This window comes from Streptomyces sp. CBMA152 (assembly GCF_014596475.1).
In the GTDB taxonomy this organism is placed as follows: domain Bacteria; phylum Actinomycetota; class Actinomycetes; order Streptomycetales; family Streptomycetaceae; genus Streptomyces.
Genome location: NZ_MECJ01000030.1, coordinates 44,467 through 61,022, shown reverse-complemented (window position 1 = coordinate 61,022; position 16,556 = coordinate 44,467). Strand labels below are relative to the sequence as shown.

Sequence of the window (16,556 nt, the reverse complement as noted above, 5' to 3'; positions counted from 1 at the left end):
TTCGCACTCCCCCAGGACTGAGAAAGCCCATGTTCAAAACCGCCCTGCGCAACGTGCTGGCGCACAAGGCCAGGCTGTTGATGACGGTGCTCGCCGTGATGCTCGGCGTCGCCTTCGTCTCCGGCACGCTGGTCTTCACCGACACCCTCAAGAGCGCCTTCAAGAACCAGTCGGCCAAGAGCTACGACAACGTGGCCGTCGCCGTCACCTCGTACCACAACAGAGACGACGACAAGCAGGACCCGGGCGTCGGCAAGCAGACCGTCCAGAAGATCGAGGCGCTGGACGGGGTCTCGTCCGTCAACGGGCGCGTCGACGGGTTCGCCGGTGTGGCCGACCAGCACGGCAAGCTGATCGGGCAGGGCTGGGCCAACAAGGGCGGCAACTTCTCGCCGGGCAAGGACGGCAAGGACCCCTCGTACACCTTCGCCGACGGCTCCGGGCCCGTCCAGGACGGCCAGATCGCCCTCGACAAGGACACCGCCGACAAGGGCAAGTACAAGGTCGGCGACCGGGTGCGGGTGGCCACCAACGGGCCGGTGAAGACGTACACCCTCTCCGGTGTCTTCACCACCGAGGACGGCGCGGTCAACGCGGGCGGCAGCCTGGTCCTGTTCGACACCAACGTCGCCCAGAAGCTCTATCTGAAGCCCGGCTTCTTCCAGAACCTCAACATCTCCGCCAAGCCCGGCGCCGACGCGACGAAGATCCTCAACGAGGTCAAGCCGCTGCTGCCGGAGCACGCCGAGGCCAAGACCGGTCAGGCGCTCGCCGACCAGGAGGCCGGCGACATCGAGCAGGGGCTCAGCGCGCTCAGCCAGACGCTGCTCGCCTTCGCCGCCATCGCGCTGTTCGTCGGTGTCTTCCTGATCTCCAACACCTTCACCATGCTGGTCGCCCAGCGCACCCGTGAGCTCGCCCTGATGCGTGCGGTCGGTGCCTCGCGCTCCCAGGTGCGGCGCTCGGTGCTCGCCGAGGCGCTGGTGGTCGGCACGCTCGCCTCCACGGTCGGCTTCGGTCTCGGCCTCGGCCTCGCGGTCGGGCTGCGCTCCGGCATGGACGCCTTCGGCGTCAAGCTCCCGGCCGGTTCGCTGATCGTCTCGGCCACCCCGGTCATCGCCGCGCTCGCCGTCGGCGTCCTGGTCACCCTGATCGCCGCCCTGCTGCCCGCCTGGCGCGCCGCGAAGATCCCGCCGGTGGCCGCGATGAACAGCGTGCACGGCGTCGCCACCACCAAGTCCCTGGTCGTCCGGAACACCATCGGCGCGATCATCACCCTGCTCGGCGCGGGCGCGGTCCTGTCGGGCGCCGCGACCGGCAAGGACGGCAAGACCATGATCGGCCTGGGCGCCTTCCTGGCCCTGGTCGGCATCATCATCCTGATCCCGCTGCTCTCCCGCCCGGTCATCGCCCTTGTCCGCCCGGCGCTGGCCAGGATGTTCGGTGTCTCCGGCAAGCTGGCCAGCCAGAACGCGGTCCGCAACCCGCGCCGCACCGGCGCCACCGCCTCCGCGCTCGCCATCGGCCTCACCCTGGTCACCGGTCTGTCGGTGCTCGGCGTCACGCTGGGCAAGTCGATCGACAAGACGACGACGGACAACATCAAGGCCGACTACATGGTTCAGATGGCCAGCGGCGGCGACCTGGACAAGTCCGTGGTGGCGGAGCTGCGCAAGGCCGCGGGCGTCACTGCGGTCTCGCCGAAGCAGTCCTCGTACCTCAAGCTCGGCGACTCGCACCAGGAAGTCGCCGGTGTGACGCCGGGCGACATCGAGAAGGTCATGCGCCTGGAGACCCTCTCCGGCTCGCTCGCCACCCTCGGCAAGGGCCAGCTCGCGGTCGACGACGAGACGGCCGCCTCCAAGGGCTGGAAGGTCGGCACCCAGGTGCCGGCCGAGTTCAACGACAAGAAGACGGGCCGACTCACCGTGGGCGCGGTCTTCAAGAAGCAGGACTTCCTGTCCTCGGTCCTCGCCTCGACCACGATCCTCGACCCGCACGAGACCCGGCCGTTCATCCGCCAGGTGTTCGTGACCATGGACGGCGGGGCCACCAAGGCCAATGAGCAGGCGCTGGTCAACGCCCTCGGCGACAACCCGGCGATCAGCTTCATGGACCAGCAGGACATCCGCGACACGTTCGGCGGCATGATCAACACGCTGCTCAACATCATGTACGGCCTGCTCGCGATGGCCCTGATCATCGCCGTCCTCGGTGTGGTCAACACGCTGGCCATGTCGGTCTTCGAACGCCAGCAGGAGATCGGCATGCTGCGGGCGATCGGCCTGGACCGCCGCCGCGTCAAGCGCATGATCCGCCTGGAGGCCGTCGTCATCTCGGTCTTCGGCGCGGTGATCGGCGTGGGCCTGGGCACCTTCCTGGCCTGGGCCATCGGCCAGACCATCAAGGGCTCGGTCCCGGAGTACGCGCTGGTCATCCCGTGGGACCGGATCGCGCTCTTCCTGTTCCTCGCGGGCCTGGTGGGCGTCCTCGCCTCCCTCTGGCCGGCCCGCAGCGCCGCCCGCCTGAACATGCTGACGGCGATCAAGACGGAGTAGCCGTACGTGAAGGGGAAGGGCCCGGAACGGCGTTCGCCGTCCCGGGCCCTTCCCCTTTTTCCCGTACGGGGTTACGAGGCGGGGCTCCCCCAACTGCGCGCCCGCAGCGGCATCCCCGAGGCGCCGCCCGGCGGGGGCTTCACGGCCAGGATCTGGTTGACGCCGATCCGGTTGCGCTCGAAGGACAGCGCGGACGCGGCCATGTAGAGCCGCCAGACGCGGGCCCGGCCGGGGCTGGTCAGCCCGGTCGCCCGCTCCCAGCCCGCCTCCAGGTTGGCCACCCACTGCCGCAGGGTGAGGGCGTAGTGGTCGCGGATGGCCTCCACGTCCCGCGCCTCGAACCCGGCCTCCTCAAGCGTCGACAGGGTCCGGCCGAGCGGCGCCAGCTCGCCGTCGGGGAAGACGTACGCGTCGATGAACTCGTCGACGTGGTACGCCGCTTCGTCGCGCTCGGGGCGGCGGGCGATCTGGTGGTTGAGGAGCCGGCCGCCGTCCTTCAGCAGCGCGTACAGGTCGTCGGCGTACTCGCGATAGCGCTCGGTGCCGACGTGCTCGGCCATCCCGATCGACGAGATCGCGTCGTACGGGCCGTCGTCGACGTCCCGGTAGTCCTGGACGCGGATCTCGATCCGGTCGGTCAGGCCCTCCCCGGCGATGCGCTTGCGGGCGTACGCGGCCTGTTCGGCGCTGAGCGTGATGCCGACGGCGTGGACGCCGTAGTGGCGGGCGGCGTGGATGGCCATCGAGCCCCAGCCGCAGCCGACGTCGAGCAGCCGCTCGCCCTCTTCGAGGCTCAACTTGCGGCAGATCAGGTCCAGTTTGTCGCGCTGGGCGTCCTCCAGGGTGCCGCCCTCGCTCCAGTACGCGCAGGAGTAGACCATCGACGGCCCCAGGACGATCTCGTAGAACGCGTTGCCCACGTCGTAGTGGTGGCTGATGGCCTGCTTGTCGCGGCGCCTGGTGTGCAGCCGGCCGGTGCGGCGGCGCAGTTCCTCGGCGGGCGGGGCGGGCGGCGGCAGCGGTCCGGCGAGCCGCAGCAGCTCCAGGGCGGCGGCCCGCAGCCTCGGGTCGCGTACGGGATGGACCGCGTCCTCGGGGTGGCCGCCGCGCTCCCAGAGCAGCCCGGCGATCAGGTCGAGGGCCAGATAGAGGTCGCCCTCGATGTCGAGCTCACCGGCCACCCAGGCGCGGGCGAGGCCCAGTTCGCCCGGGCGCCACAGCAGTCGGCGCAGGGCGCGGCGGTGGCGCAGGACGAGGACCGGCGCGCCGGGGGGACCGGCCTCGCTGCCGTCCCAGGCGCGGATACGGACCGGAAGCGGCTCCCCGAGGAGCTTGTCGGCGAGAGCGGTCAGCCGCGAAGCGGCGTCGGCCATGGTCCACACCTCCGTGAAGTCGAGCCCACGATTGCCCGGCACCCCGGACAACAGTGCCCCGGCCATCGGTCATCCCGCTACAGCGCCACGGGCGTACAGGACGGGCGTGCAGGTGATCGGAAGCGGCCGCGGGTGGGCGGGCACGCCGAGGGGTGATGGGAAGCGGTGGGCGGGCACGCCGAGGGGTGACGCGAAGGGGCCGGAGCGGTGGCCGGGTACGCCGAAGGGGCCGCCCGCACCACGGATGGCGGACGGCCCCTTCGGGGTACTTCTCAGGTGACCGAGGTCAGGAGGCCTTGGCCTTCTCCTCGACCTTCGCGGCCGGGGCCGGAGCGGGCTTGGCGGCCTCGTAGAACTCCTCGCGCGGCGTCTCCATGGCGCCGAGCGAGACGACCTCGCGCTTCAGGAACATCGCGAGGGTCCAGTCGGCGAAGACGCGGATCTTGCGGTTCCAGGTGGGCACGGCCAGACCGTGGTAGCCACGGTGCATGTACCAGGCGAGACGGCCCTTGAGCTTGATCTTCATCTTGCCCATGACGATCATCGCGACGCCCTTGTGCAGGCCGAGACCGGCGACCGCACCCTTGTTGGCGTGGCTGTACTCCTTCTGCGGGAAGCCCCGCATACCGGAGACCACGTTGTCGCCGAGGACCTTGGCCTGGCGCAGCGCGTGCTGGGCGTTCGGCGGGCACCAGGCGTTCTCGTTGCCCGCCTTGCGGCCGACGAGGTCCGGGACCTGGGCGTTGTCGCCCGCGGCCCAGATGTAGTCGGTGCCGGTGACCTGGAGGGTCGGCTGGGCGTCCACGTGGCCGCGGGGGCCGAGCGGCAGGCCGAAGCGGGCCAGCGCCGGGTTCGGCTTGACGCCGGCGGTCCACACGATGGTGTTGGAGTCGACCTCGAGGCCGTTCTTCAGCACGACGTGGCCGTCGACGCAGGAGTCCATGGAGGTCGAGAGGTAGATCTCGACACCGCGGCCCTCAAGGTGCTCCTTGCCCCAGGTGCCGAGCTGCGGCCCGACCTCGGGGAGGATCTTGTCGGCGGCGTCGACCAGGATGAAGCGCATGTCCTCGCGCTTCACGTTGGTGTAGTACTTGGCCGCGTCGCGGGCCATGTCCTCGACCTCGCCGATCGTCTCGGCACCGGCGAAGCCACCGCCGACGAAGACGAAGGTCAGCGCCTTGCGGCGGACTTCCTCGTCGGTCGTGGAGTCGGCCTTGTCCAGCTGCTCCAGGACGTGGTTGCGAAGCCCGATGGCCTCCTCGACGCCCTTCATGCCGATGCCCTGCTCGGCGAGGCCGGGTATCGGGAAAGTGCGGGAGACCGCGCCGAGCGCGATCACCAGGTAGTCGAAGGGCAGCTCGTAGGCCTCGCCGACGAGCGGCGCGACCGTGGCGACCTTGCGGTCCTGGTCGATGCTGGTGACACGGCCGGTGAGCACCTCGGCTCCGCGCACGACGCGTCGCAGCGGGACGACGACGTGGCGCGGGGAGATGCTGCCTGCGGCGGCTTCGGGGAGGAAGGGCTGGTACGTCATGTACGACCGCGGGTCGACGACCGTGACGGTCGCCTCGGCGTAGCGCATCTTCTTGAGAATGCGCCGTGCCGCGTACAGGCCTACGTACCCACCGCCTACGACGAGGATTCGGGGACGCTCCGTGGTGCTCATGCCATCGAGTATCCACCCCCCTCACACCCCTCGCTCGTGCGCCCCTTCACAAGGTCTGACGAGCCCTCTGCTACACTTCGCGGCCCACGTGACCGAGGTCATGGCGTCGGGAGGGAACCACGGTGTAGTGGGGAACGTTGTTCACCCCTTCTGAACTGGCCCTCACAGGGTTGTACGGGCTGGACCACACCCCCGCGACACACGCAGGTAACACGCCAACGTTGGCGCGTTCCGCGCCCTCCTGAGCTGTAAAGCCCCCATAAGAGACCCCCAGGACCCCTAAATGGCCTCCGCCAGCGGGTTTTCCTTGTGAAGAAGTTCACGAACTTTCTTCGGGCGGGGGGCCGGAAGGCCCCTTTCGGGGCCCTCCGGGGTCTGCCAGGGGCCTTCTCAGGCGATCGACCAGGCGATTCCGTCGAGGATGTCGTGCTCGCTGACCACGACCTCGGTCGCGCCCGTGCGGTCCATGACCGCGAGGAGGACCAGGGCGCCCGCAGCGATGACGTCGATGCGGCCCGGGTGCAGGACCGGGATCTGCTCGCGGTCCGCGTGGGTGGAGGCGAGGAGGCGGTCCGTCACCTCCTTCACGCGCGCGTAGGAGATGCGGGCGTGGTGGATCGCCGTGGAGTCGTACGCGGGGAGGTCGAGGGCGATCGCGGCCACCGTCGTCACCGAGCCCGCCAGGCCCACCAGAGTGCGGGGTTCGCGCAGCGGGACCGTCTCTTCGGCCAGGTCAAGCGCGGCCTCCACGTCCGCCCTTATCGCCGCGATCTGCTCCGGCGTGGCCGGGTCGCCGGGGTGGTGGCGTTCGGTCATCCGGACGCAGCCGACGTCGACCGAGCGGGCCGCGCGGACGTGCTGCGAGCCGACGACGAACTCCGTGGAGCCGCCGCCGATGTCGACCACCAGGTAGTCCCCGTCGCTGTGGAGCTCCTTGGTCGCGCCGGTGAAGGAGAACTCGGCCTCCTGGTCGCCGGTGATCACCTCGGGCTCGACGCCCAGGATGTCCAGGACGCCCGCCACGAAGTCGTCGCGGTTCTCGGCGTCGCGGGACGCGGAGGTGGCCACGAAACGCAGGCGCTCGGCGCCGAGTTCCTTGATGACCGCCGCGTACTCCCGGCACGCCGCGAAGGTGCGCTCCAGGGCCTCGGGGGCGAGACGGCCGGTGCGGTCGACGCCCTGGCCCAGGCGCACGATCGTCATCCGGCGGTCCAGCTCGGCCAGTTCACCCGTCGCCGGGTCCACGTCCGCGACCAGGAGGCGGATCGAGTTCGTGCCGCAGTCGATGGCGGCGACGCGCGTCGTCGTCACTTGTCCGACTCCCCCGTGCACGGCGTCACGCACGGACCCTTCGCCCACCACTCCGGCAGCATCGCGATCGCCTCGTCGCCCAGCGGGTTCACCCCGGGCCCGGCCACCAGCGAGTGGCCGACCAGGACGTGCAGGCACTTGACCCGGTCCGGCATGCCGCCCGCGCTCGGGAAGCCCTCCAGGACCTCGATGGCGTCGCGGCGGGCGATGTAGTCCTCGTGCGCGGCGGCGTAGGCCGCGGCGAGCTCCGGGTCGGCCGCCAGACGCTCCGTCATGTCCTTCATGACGCCGTTGGCTTCCAGGGTCCCGATCGCCGACGCCGCACGCGGGCAGGTCAGGTAGTACGTCGTCGGGAACGGCGTGCCGTCGGGCAGCCGGGGGGCCGTCTCGACCACGTCCGGGTTGCCGCACGGGCAGCGGTGCGCGATCGCGCGCAGACCGCGCGGCGGGCGGCCCAGCTGCTCCTCGAACGCGGAGATGTCCGCGGCGGTCGGCTCGGTGCTCGGCGTCTGGGGCGGAGGGGTGTGCATCTGGGTTTCTGTCTCTATCTATAGCTGGCTGTCGCGGGAGTGGGTCGGGTGGGTCAGTCGGCCGGGCGGTCGGCCTTGTCCACGCCGTCCCAGAGGTTCGAGTGCCAGGCGCGGCCGGTCGCGGCCTTGCCGTCGCGGCGCTCCTTGCCGGCCGCCGGCTCGGTCACGGTGTAGCCGGTCTCGCCCGGGAACTGCATGTGCAGATGCTCGCGGGCGAGCCGCTTGATGTACGCGTCGTCCTGGAGCCGCGCCTTCTCGTCGCGCAGCCGCTCGACCTGTGCGGCCGCCTCGCGCTCCTTGCGGCGCTGCTCGGTGATGTCGCCGCGCTGGGACACGTACTGCCGCATCGGGTACGCGAGCGCCACCACGAGGGAGCACATCACCAGGGCGAGCAGCGCGGCCCGGCCGGTGAGCCGGGAGCGGCGGGCCTGGCGCTTGGTCTGGGAGCGGTAGACCCGGGCGGCGGTCTGCTCGCCGAGCACCTTGAGCCGGGCCGCCGTGGAGAACCGGTCCCGGTTGCCCTTGGCCATTCGCCCCGCTCCCCTCACGTACGTACAACGTCCCCGGACACGGTACGGGACCGCGGCCGGGGACGTACGTACGACAGGGCGGTAAGCCCATGTCAGGACTGGTCGGTGCTGCTCAGCCCTTGAAGCGCGGGAACGCGCTGCGGCCCGCGTACACCGCCGCGTCGTCGAGGATCTCCTCGATGCGCAGCAGCTGGTTGTACTTGGCGACGCGGTCCGAGCGGGCCGGGGCGCCGGTCTTGATCTGGCCGCAGTTCACCGCGACCGCGAGGTCGGCGATGGTGACGTCCTCGGTCTCGCCGGAGCGGTGCGACATCATGCACTTGAAGCCGTTGCGCTGGGCGAGCTCGACGGCGTCCAGGGTCTCGGTCAGCGAGCCGATCTGGTTGACCTTGACGAGCAGGGCGTTCGCGGAGCCCTCCTCGATGCCGCGGGCCAGACGCTCCGGGTTGGTGACGAACAGGTCGTCGCCGACGATCTGGACCTTGGCGCCCAGGCGCGAGGTGATGGTGTTCCAGCCGGCCCAGTCGTCCTCGTACAGCGGGTCCTCGATGGAGACCAGCGGGTACGCGGAGACGAGCTCCTCGTAGTACTCGGTCATCTCGGCGGCCGAGCGGGACTTGCCCTCGAACTCGTACTTGCCGTCCTTGTAGAACTCGGACGCGGCGACGTCGAGCGCGAGCGCGATGTCCTTGCCCGGGGCGTAACCGGCTTCCTTGATGGCCTCAAGGATGAGGTCAAGGGCGGCGCGGTTGGACTCCAGGTTCGGGGCGAAGCCGCCCTCGTCGCCGAGGCCGGTCGACAGACCCTTGTTCTTCAGGACCTTCTTGAGGGTGTGGTAGACCTCGGCACCCCAGCGAAGGGCCTCGGAGAAGGACTCCGCGCCGATCGGGGCGATCATGAACTCCTGGATGTCCACGTTGGAGTCGGCGTGCGACCCACCGTTGAGGATGTTCATCATCGGCACCGGGAGCAGGTGCGCGTTGGGGCCGCCCAGGTAGCGGAAGAGCGGCAGGTCGCTGGCCTCGGAGGCGGCGTGCGCGACGGCGAGCGAGACGCCGAGGATGGCGTTGGCGCCCAGCGAGCCCTTGTTGTCCGTGGCGTCCAGGTCGAACATCGCCTGGTCGATCAGGCGCTGCTCGGTGGCGTCGTAGCCGACGAGCTCCGGGCCGATCTGCTCGATCACGGCGAGGACGGCCTTCTCGACGCCCTTGCCCTGGTAACGGTTGGGGTCACCGTCACGCAGTTCGATGGCCTCGAAGGCACCGGTGGAGGCACCCGAGGGGACGGCGGCACGGCCGGTGCTGCCGTCGTCGAGGCCGACCTCGACCTCGACCGTGGGGTTGCCTCGGGAGTCCAGGATTTCCCGGGCTACGACGACGTCGATGGACGGCACGAGCATCTCCTTCTGGGATGTGACGCGAATACGCCGGGCCGCGTGGTCCGGCACCCCTGAGCCTAACCGTCTCCGGGGCATCGGCCAGTCCACCGACCGGCCCGTGGGACGAAACGGGGGGCAAAATGTTCCTGAACGAAACAAAGCCCCACCGCGGCTTGTACGGGGGACGCGGGGGTGGCGGGAGTTCTGTGCGGGTCCCACCCCGCGGCCCGGGTTCAGCTTTCAGCTGAGCGAGGTCGCTGCGCGTTCAGTGCGAGCCGGTGGGGGCTTGTCGCGCAGTTCCCCGCGCCCCTAAATACCCAGGGGCGCGGGGAACTGCGCGAGCAACCCAGCACGGTCCGCAGCCGAACCGCTTAGCTCAGGTGGAGCTGCTGACCCGGGTAGATCAGGTTCGCGTCCTTCACGACGTCCTTGTTCAGCTCGAAGAGCTTCTGCCAGCCGCCCTTCACGGAGTGCGCCGCCGCGATGGAGCCGAGGGTGTCGCCGGAGACGACCTTGTACTCGCCGTCGCCCGTCTTGACCGGGGCCGGGGCCGGGCGGGACTCGCCACGGGACGCGGGGGCCGACTCGCGCTGCGGGGCCGGGGCGGACTTCGGCGCGGCCTTCTTCGGAGCCGCCTGCTTCGGAGAAGAGGACGAGCCCGACGTGTCGACGTTCGCGGACGCGCCGCCCGACGTCAGGTTGCCCGCGCCCGCGCAGGACCAGGCGCCCGGACCCTGCATCGCGAGCAGCTTCTCGGCGGTGGCTATCTGCTGGCCCTTGGTGGCCAGGTCGGCGCGCGAGGCGTACTGGGTGCCGCCGGCGGCCGCCCAGGAGGACTGCGAGAACTGCAGGCCGCCGTAGTAGCCGTTGCCGGTGTTGATGGACCAGTTGCCGCCGGACTCGCACTGGGCGACCGCGTCCCAGGTGGCGACGGAGGCGGCGGAGGCCGAGCCGGTCGCCATCAGCGGGGCGGCGACGGCCGCGCCGGTGACACCGGCGAGCGTGGCGATACGGGTGGCCTTGCTGGGGCGGCGGTGCTTGCCCTTGCCGGAAAGCAGCATGGAGTGTCTCCTCACCGACGCCTGCGAGGTGAGCTGTCGGGTTCGGGCGTGAGTTGCCCGGCCGCACCTGATGGCGCGTCTTCACCCCAAGCCGGTCCGTGGCCGTCTCGTACGTCTCGCCGTATGGCGTACGTCCCTCAACGGCCGGGCCCGGCGCTTACCTTGGGTCCCCCGCTCCTGCCTACGGCGCGTCAAGCGTCGACTGTTCCCCCGCGACCGACGGCAGGATTCGGCGTTTCCGGTCGGAGGGGCTCGTGGTGACGAGCGCTCCGACCGTAAACACACCAACCCCCGATGTTCAAAGGGGCACATCGGGGAGAAATCGCCCGCGGTCACCCTTCCGTAACGCCTGTTTCCGCAGGTGAGGGGCGTCCCGTACGTACCGGACGTACGGGGCGCACCAGTTGACGGAAAGAGACTCATGTCTCACTTGCACAGAAGTGGACATACGCCCCTGAACTACCCGTGGGTGATGGTCGGGTTGTCCGTCTTTGTCGGGTTCAGGTCAAGGCTCTGGCCGGGCAGGATGAGGTTCGGATCGGAGCCGATCGTCTTCTCGTTCGCCTTGTAGAGCGCCGACCAGCCGCCCTCGACCTTGTGCGAGCGCGAGATGTCCCACAGGTTGTCGCCGGCGCGGACGGTGTAGTCGCCGGGCGCCGTCGTGGCGTCGCCCGCCGTACGTGAGTCGGCGTCACCTCGCGAGGCGCGGGGCTGCGCCTCATGGGTGTTGTCCACGGCGCCCGGGTCGGTGGTCGCGGGCGCGCCGGTCTCGGCCGGGTCGGGGGTGCCGCGGTGCTTGCCGCCGGACGACGTACTGGGCGCCGGGGTCGCCTTGTCGGGCGCGGACGGCGTCGAGCCCGTCTTGCCGTCCTTGCCGCTCTTGCCGTCCTTGCCCGTCGACGGGGCCGTGGACGGCTTGGGCGCCGTGGAGGCGGAGCCGGAGGGCGTGCCGGGCGCCGGAGTCGTCTTGGCGGGCGCGGACGGCACGTCGGCGGACGGGGACGTGGGCGCCGCCGACGCGGTGGTGCCCGGGTCGACGCCCGGCGTGCCGCCGCCGCTGGTGAGCCCGGAGACCTCGGTGCAGCTGGTGAACGCCTTCGGGCCCTTGGCCGCGAGCACCTTCTCGCCGACGGCTATCTGCTGCGCGCGGCTGGCCATGTCGGGCCGCTCGGCGTACGCGGTGCCGCCGTACGCCTCCCAGGTCTCCTGCGAGAGCTGGAGCCCGCCGTACAGGCCGTTGCCGAAGTCGGCGCTCCACGAGCCACCGCTCTCGCACTCGGCGACCCGGTCCCAGGTGGTCGCCGAGGCCGCGTTCGCGCCGCTGGCCGCGAAGAGCGGCAGAGCGAGGGCGGAGCCCGTCACCCCTGCCGCGACGACGAGGGCGGGAGCCTGGCGAGGTCGTCGGTGACGTCCGTTCCCGGAGCGCATGCTGTGGCCTTCCGTGTGACTACGTCGGTGACCGCGGAGCCGGTTGGTGAACCGGTTGCCGAGTCGAGGGGTGAACGTAGCCGTACTCGAACGCTTGTCACAAGTCGATGCACCCGCGATAACGCGAAAGTCACAGTTTTGACGGACCGTCAGGTTACCGGCGGTGCGACGGGGGTGTGAACTCGACCGGGAGCGTACGCAGTCCGCGCATGATGAGTCCGCCGCGCCAGCGCAAATCGGCAGGATCCGCCCCGAGCCGCAGGTCAGGAAGGCGCCGCAGCAACGTCGCCAGCGCCGCCTTCGCCTCCAGGCGGGCCAGTGGCGCGCCCAGGCAGTAGTGGATGCCGTGCCCGTATCCGAGGTGCTGGTTGTCGCGGCGGCCGAGGTCCAGCCTGTCCGGGTCGTCGAACCGCTCCGGGTCGCGGTCGGCGGCGGCGAGGACGACGAGCACCGGGTCGCCCGCGGCGATGTCCTGGCCGCCGATGCACAGCGGGCTCGTGGCGAACCGCCAGGTGGCCAGCTCCACCGGGCCGTCGTAGCGCAGCAGTTCCTCTACGCCGGTGTCCAGGAGCTCCGACTCGCCCGCCGCGAGGGAGGTTTGCAGCCGCTCGCGCTGGTCGGGGTTGCGCAGCAGCGCGTACATCCCGTTGCCGATGAGGTTCACGGTCGTCTCGAACCCGGCGAACAGGAGGATGAAGGCCATCGCGGCGGCCTCGTTCTCGGTGAGGTGCTCGCCGTGGTCGCTGGCGCGGATGAGGCCGGAGATCAGATCCTCGCCGGGATTCTCCCTTTTGCGGTGGATGAGCTCCAGCAGATAGCCGCGCATCTTCTTCACCGAGCGGGCGACACCGCCGCGCGGGCCGCCGCCGTGGCGGATCATCATGCCCGCCCAGTCGCGGAAGTCGTCCTGGTCCTCGCGCGGCACGCCGAGCAGGTCGCAGATCGCGTAGATGGGGAGCGGGAACGCGAACTCATGGATGAGGTCCGCCTCCCCCTTCTCCGCGAACCGGTCGATCAGACTGTCCGTCAGTTCCTGCACCCGGGGCGCGAATTCGGCGACCGTACGGGGAGTGAACGCCTTCGACACCAGCCGCCGCAGCCGGGTGTGGTCCGGCGGGTCGATGTTCAGCAGATGGGTCATCAGATCGGCTTTGCGCTCGCCCGGGATGCCCGTCTTGCCCTTGGCGTGCGCGGGCTCGTCGTGGTGCGCGGGGTTCTTGGAGAGCCGCTGGTCGGCGAGCGCCTGCTTGGCGTCCGCGTACCGGGTCACCAGCCACGCCTCCACGCCGCTGGGCAGCTTGGTGCGATGCACCGGCGAGTGCTCGCGCAGCCAGCCGTACGCGGGGTAGGGGTCGGTGGCGAACTCCCAGGTGAACATCTCGGGGGCGGGCGGGATGTCATGGCCGGGCGTGGTCGGGTCCGGGGTCGGCGGGGTGCCCGGCGTGGTCGGGTCCGGGGTCGGCGGGGTGCCCGGCGTGGTCGGGTCCGGCACCGACGGTGTGGGGTCCTGCACCGGTTCAGCCCGTCTCCGCCGTGCGGATCGCGTCCCGGTACGCGCGGGCCGCCGCCCGCAGGGCCGCTTCCGGGTCCGTGCCGTCGGCCTCCGCCGCGACCGCGAGGGCCAGCAGGCGGTAGCCGATGCCCTCGCCGGTGGGCAGCGGGACGTCCAGGCCCGCCATGCGCACCCGGGACGCCAGCTTCGCGGCGAGCGCCAGGCCCGGCTGACCGACGGGGACGCCGTCGGTCACCGACTCGCGCTGCTTCTCCGCCGCCTTCTGCCGCAGCCAGTGCTCCTTGACCTCCTCCGGCGTCTCGGCGCTCTCGTCGCCGAAGACGTGGGGGTGGCGGTGGATCAGCTTCTCGACGATGGTCCCGGCGACGTCGTCGACCGAGAAGGGCTCCTCTTCGTCCTCCTCCGCGATGCGCGCGTGGAAGACGACCTGGAGGAGCACGTCCCCCAGTTCCTCGCGCAGCTCGTCGCGGTCGCCCTCCTCGACGGCCTCGACCAGTTCGTACGCCTCCTCAAGCGCGTACTTCGCCAGCCCCTTGTGGGTCTGCTGCGCCGACCACGGGCACTCGCGGCGGATGCGGTCCATGACCTGGACGAGGTCGAGCAGCCGGGCGCCCGGCAGGTCGTACGAGCCGGGCAGCAGCTCCAGGTCCGGCATGGAGACCCGGCCCGAACCGGCGAGCCGGGCCAGGCCGTCGGTGAGCCGCCGGTCGCCCTCGCCGGACTGCAGGACCACCACGGTCCGCCCCCCGGCGCACTCCTCGACCAGCTCCTGCGCGGCGGGCGCGGCCGTGGTGACCTCGACGCCCGCCTCGCGCAGATACGGCAGCTGCGGGTGCGCGGGGTCGGCGCAGAGCACCCGGTCGGCGGCGCGCAGCGTCTGCCACGCGGGCCAGGACAGCAGTCCGGGCGCCACGCGGTGGCTGGCGGTGAGCAGGACGACGCGGCCGGGTTCTTCGAGAGTCACCTCTCGAACCTACCCCGACCCGTTCCCTCCCGATCCGTCACCCGGTGGCGGCGGCGTCCGCCCCCGACTGGTCCGGCTTCGTCTTGGTGACCTGGGTGAGCCAGGGCGTCTTGTAGTCGGTGAGCTGGATCGCCTTGTTGTCCCAGGTGCCGTACCGGGGATTGACGTCGATCTTCAGCGCCTTCGACGCGGCCGCGAGCGTCTTCGTGACGGCCGCCTGGCCCTGCGGGGTGCCGAGGTCGGCGCCGGTCGCGGCGGCCAGCTTGTTCAGCTGGACCTGTTCGCGCACCGCGTCGTCGATCTGGTCGGGGGCGACCCCGCGCTGCTGGAGCAGCATGTCGGCGAACGCCTGCGCGCCGCCGGCCTGCTGGGCCATCGCGACCCGGGCGTCCTGGAGCTCCTTGCGGCTGACGCTGACCCCGGCGTCGGAGGCGGCCCGGTCGAGGACCTTGTCGAAGATCAGCCCGTGCAGCTTGGCGCGGCCGAGCTGCCCGGTGTTCTTGATCAGCTGCGCGGCCTGGGGCGACGCCTGCTGTGCCGTACGGACGTCCTTGACCTGGTCCTGGAGCGCGGAGACGGCGATCCGGTCGCCTCCGACGACGGCCGCGGCGCCCGGGTGGGCCTCGCTGCCGCAGGCGGTGAGAAGTGGGCCCGCGCCGAGGAGCGCGACGGAGAGGGCGAGTGCGGTGCGACGGCGGCGGTGCAAAGGAGCCTCCCGGCGGATCGTGCGACAGTGCAGCGACCTGATGACCTTGCGGTGATCGATGTTAGGCAGTCTCAGTGGCCCGGGCCACTGATTCGCCCAACGATTCGGCTGCCCCGGGGGTCTCGGGCCGCAGCATGATCGTCCGGGAGAGGACGAAGGTGACCGGAATCGCCGCCGCCGCGGCGATCAGCGGCGACCAGGTGCTGCTCAGCCCCAGCACGCCGACCAGCACGTACATCCCGGTCGTGGTGATCACGAAGTTGGCCGCGTTGGTGAGCGGGAAGAGCAGGAACTTCCGCCAGGTGGGACGGGTGCGGTAGGTGAAGTACGAGTTGAGGAAGAACGAGCCGACCATGGCGAGCAGGAACGCCGTGACATGGGCGACGACGTACGGCACCCAGCGCAGGAAGAGCAGGTAGAGCGCGTAGTACGTACCGGTGTTGACCACCCCGACGAGGGCGAAGCGGACTATCTGGGTGGCGGTTCCCGGCTTCATCGGCGGGCGAACTCCCGGTCGGGGTGCTGGCGGTCGGGCTGCTGCGGGACGCCCGGGGCCGGAGCCTGGGTGTTCGTCGCCTGGACCAGGAAGTGCGGACGGCGCTTGACCTCGTAATAGATACGGCCGACATATTCGCCGACCACGCCCAGCATCACCATCTGCACTCCCGCCAGCGCGGTGACCACCACGAGCAAGGTCACATATCCGGGGGTGTCCACGCCGTTCACCATGGCGACACCGACGATCCACGCGGAATACGCCGTGGCGATCCCGAGCAGCAGCATGCCCAGATAGACGGCTGCCCGCAACGGCTTGTTGTTGAACGAGATCACCCCGTCCATGCCGTAGTTCAGCAGCTTTCCGAACGTCCAGGCGGAACGCCCCTGTTCCCGTACCGCATTCTCGTAACCGAACGTGACGGTGGGGAATCCGACCCAGGCGAAGAGCCCCTTGGAGAAGCGGTTGTACTCGGTGAGTTCGAGTACCGCGTCGACCGTCCTGCGCGAGAGCATGCGGAAGTCTCCCACGCCGTCGACCAGTTCCACATCGACCAGGCGGTTGATCAGCCGGTAGTACAGCCGCGCGGTGAGGGTGCGGGTGACGCGGTCGCCCTTGCGGGTGCGCTGGGCGATCACCTGGTCGTGGCCCTGGTCGTGCAGCTCCATCATGCGGCCGATCAGCTCCGGCGGGTGCTGGAGGTCGGCGTCCATGATCACCACGGCGTCGCCGGTGGCGTGCCGCAGCCCGGCGAGCATCGCCGCCTCCTTGCCGAAGTTCCGGCTGAACGAGACGTAGCGGGCGCGCGAGTCCCGGGCGGCGATCTCCTGGAGCAGCGGAAACGTACGGTCAGCGCTGCCGTCGTCGACATAGAGGAGTTCGAATTCCGCGTCCAGCCGGGAGATTTCCTTGGTCACCTGATCATGGAAGCGGCCGATGATCTCCTCTTCGTTGAAGCAGGGCACGACAATCGAGATGAGCACGGTTCTCCCCCGTCGATACGGAGTACGGCTGTGGCAGTCAACGAAGAACAGCGGGGCCA

14 protein-coding genes and 1 riboswitch are annotated in these 16,556 nt (G+C 70.4%); of the genes, 1 reads left to right on the top strand and 13 read right to left on the bottom strand.

Features of this window, described 5'->3' with window-relative positions; genetic code table 11:
• The first annotated feature begins 29 nt into the window (after positions 1-29).
• Complete coding sequence (locus tag BG418_RS30900; RefSeq protein ID WP_188277348.1) at positions 30-2,558, top strand: ABC transporter permease; 2,529 nt, start codon at positions 30-32, stop codon at positions 2,556-2,558.
• 71 nt (positions 2,559-2,629) lie between these two features.
• Here BG418_RS30900 and BG418_RS30895 read toward each other — a convergent pair whose 3' ends face one another.
• From BG418_RS30895 to BG418_RS30835, 13 genes are all read right to left on the bottom strand, one after another.
• Positions 2,630-3,931, bottom strand: a complete 1,302-nt coding sequence (locus tag BG418_RS30895) for a cyclopropane-fatty-acyl-phospholipid synthase family protein (protein ID WP_188277416.1) — start codon at positions 3,929-3,931, stop codon at positions 2,630-2,632.
• 286 nt (positions 3,932-4,217) lie between these two features.
• A complete protein-coding gene (locus BG418_RS30890; RefSeq protein WP_188277347.1) occupies positions 4,218-5,597 on the bottom strand; it encodes an NAD(P)/FAD-dependent oxidoreductase in 1,380 nt (459 codons plus the stop codon).
• A 390-nt stretch (positions 5,598-5,987) separates the two neighbouring features.
• Positions 5,988-6,908 (bottom strand): Ppx/GppA phosphatase family protein, encoded by a 921-nt coding sequence (locus BG418_RS30885; protein ID WP_188277346.1) that lies wholly within the window; start codon positions 6,906-6,908, stop codon positions 5,988-5,990.
• Entirely contained in the window at positions 6,905-7,438 is a 534-nt protein-coding gene (locus BG418_RS30880) for a DUF501 domain-containing protein (RefSeq protein ID WP_188277345.1), read from the bottom strand. Before BG418_RS30880 ends, BG418_RS30885 begins: the two co-directional genes overlap by 4 nt.
• A 53-nt stretch (positions 7,439-7,491) precedes the next feature.
• A complete protein-coding gene (locus BG418_RS30875; protein ID WP_188277344.1) occupies positions 7,492-7,968 on the bottom strand; it encodes a septum formation initiator family protein in 477 nt (158 codons plus the stop codon).
• A 112-nt stretch (positions 7,969-8,080) separates the two neighbouring features.
• A complete protein-coding gene (gene eno / locus BG418_RS30870; protein WP_188277343.1) occupies positions 8,081-9,367 on the bottom strand; it encodes a phosphopyruvate hydratase in 1,287 nt (428 codons plus the stop codon).
• 350 nt (positions 9,368-9,717) lie between these two features.
• Positions 9,718-10,407, bottom strand: a complete 690-nt coding sequence (locus BG418_RS30865; protein WP_188277342.1) for a transglycosylase family protein — start codon at positions 10,405-10,407, stop codon at positions 9,718-9,720.
• Between the two features lie 3 nt (positions 10,408-10,410).
• A riboswitch (cyclic di-AMP (ydaO/yuaA leader) is annotated at positions 10,411-10,606 on the bottom strand.
• A gap of 260 nt (positions 10,607-10,866) precedes the next feature.
• Positions 10,867-11,835, bottom strand: coding sequence for a transglycosylase family protein (locus BG418_RS30860; protein ID WP_188277341.1), 969 nt, complete (start codon positions 11,833-11,835; stop codon positions 10,867-10,869).
• 154 nt (positions 11,836-11,989) lie between these two features.
• Complete coding sequence (locus BG418_RS30855; protein ID WP_188277415.1) at positions 11,990-13,213, bottom strand: cytochrome P450; 1,224 nt, start codon at positions 13,211-13,213, stop codon at positions 11,990-11,992.
• Between the two features lie 139 nt (positions 13,214-13,352).
• A complete protein-coding gene (locus BG418_RS30850; protein ID WP_188277340.1) occupies positions 13,353-14,312 on the bottom strand; it encodes a nucleoside triphosphate pyrophosphohydrolase in 960 nt (319 codons plus the stop codon).
• 37 nt (positions 14,313-14,349) lie between these two features.
• On the bottom strand, positions 14,350-15,018 hold the full coding sequence (locus tag BG418_RS30845; protein WP_188277339.1) for a SurA N-terminal domain-containing protein: 669 nt from the start codon (positions 15,016-15,018) through the stop codon (positions 14,350-14,352).
• Between the two features lie 61 nt (positions 15,019-15,079).
• A complete protein-coding gene (locus tag BG418_RS30840) occupies positions 15,080-15,514 on the bottom strand; it encodes a GtrA family protein (RefSeq protein ID WP_188277338.1) in 435 nt (144 codons plus the stop codon).
• Positions 15,511-16,497, bottom strand: a complete 987-nt coding sequence (locus BG418_RS30835) for a glycosyltransferase family 2 protein (protein WP_188277337.1) — start codon at positions 16,495-16,497, stop codon at positions 15,511-15,513. The genes BG418_RS30840 and BG418_RS30835 overlap by 4 nt, the downstream gene beginning before the upstream one ends.
• Positions 16,498-16,556 lie beyond the last annotated feature (59 nt).

Excerpts from the sequence above, each read along its gene's own strand:
- BG418_RS30900 (WP_188277348.1), top strand. The coding sequence starts at position 30 with ATGTTCAAAACCGCCCTGCGCAACGTGCTGGCGCACAAGGCCAGGCTG.
- BG418_RS30895 (WP_188277416.1), bottom strand. The coding sequence starts at position 3,931 with ATGGCCGACGCCGCTTCGCGGCTGACCGCTCTCGCCGACAAGCTCCTC.
- BG418_RS30890 (WP_188277347.1), bottom strand. The coding sequence starts at position 5,597 with ATGAGCACCACGGAGCGTCCCCGAATCCTCGTCGTAGGCGGTGGGTAC.
- BG418_RS30880 (WP_188277345.1), bottom strand. The coding sequence starts at position 7,438 with ATGCACACCCCTCCGCCCCAGACGCCGAGCACCGAGCCGACCGCCGCG.
- BG418_RS30875 (WP_188277344.1), bottom strand. The coding sequence starts at position 7,968 with ATGGCCAAGGGCAACCGGGACCGGTTCTCCACGGCGGCCCGGCTCAAG.
- eno (WP_188277343.1), bottom strand. The coding sequence starts at position 9,367 with ATGCTCGTGCCGTCCATCGACGTCGTCGTAGCCCGGGAAATCCTGGAC.
- BG418_RS30865 (WP_188277342.1), bottom strand. The coding sequence starts at position 10,407 with ATGCTGCTTTCCGGCAAGGGCAAGCACCGCCGCCCCAGCAAGGCCACC.
- BG418_RS30860 (WP_188277341.1), bottom strand. The coding sequence starts at position 11,835 with ATGCGCTCCGGGAACGGACGTCACCGACGACCTCGCCAGGCTCCCGCC.
- BG418_RS30855 (WP_188277415.1), bottom strand. The coding sequence starts at position 13,213 with ATGTTCACCTGGGAGTTCGCCACCGACCCCTACCCCGCGTACGGCTGG.
- BG418_RS30840 (WP_188277338.1), bottom strand. The coding sequence starts at position 15,514 with ATGAAGCCGGGAACCGCCACCCAGATAGTCCGCTTCGCCCTCGTCGGG.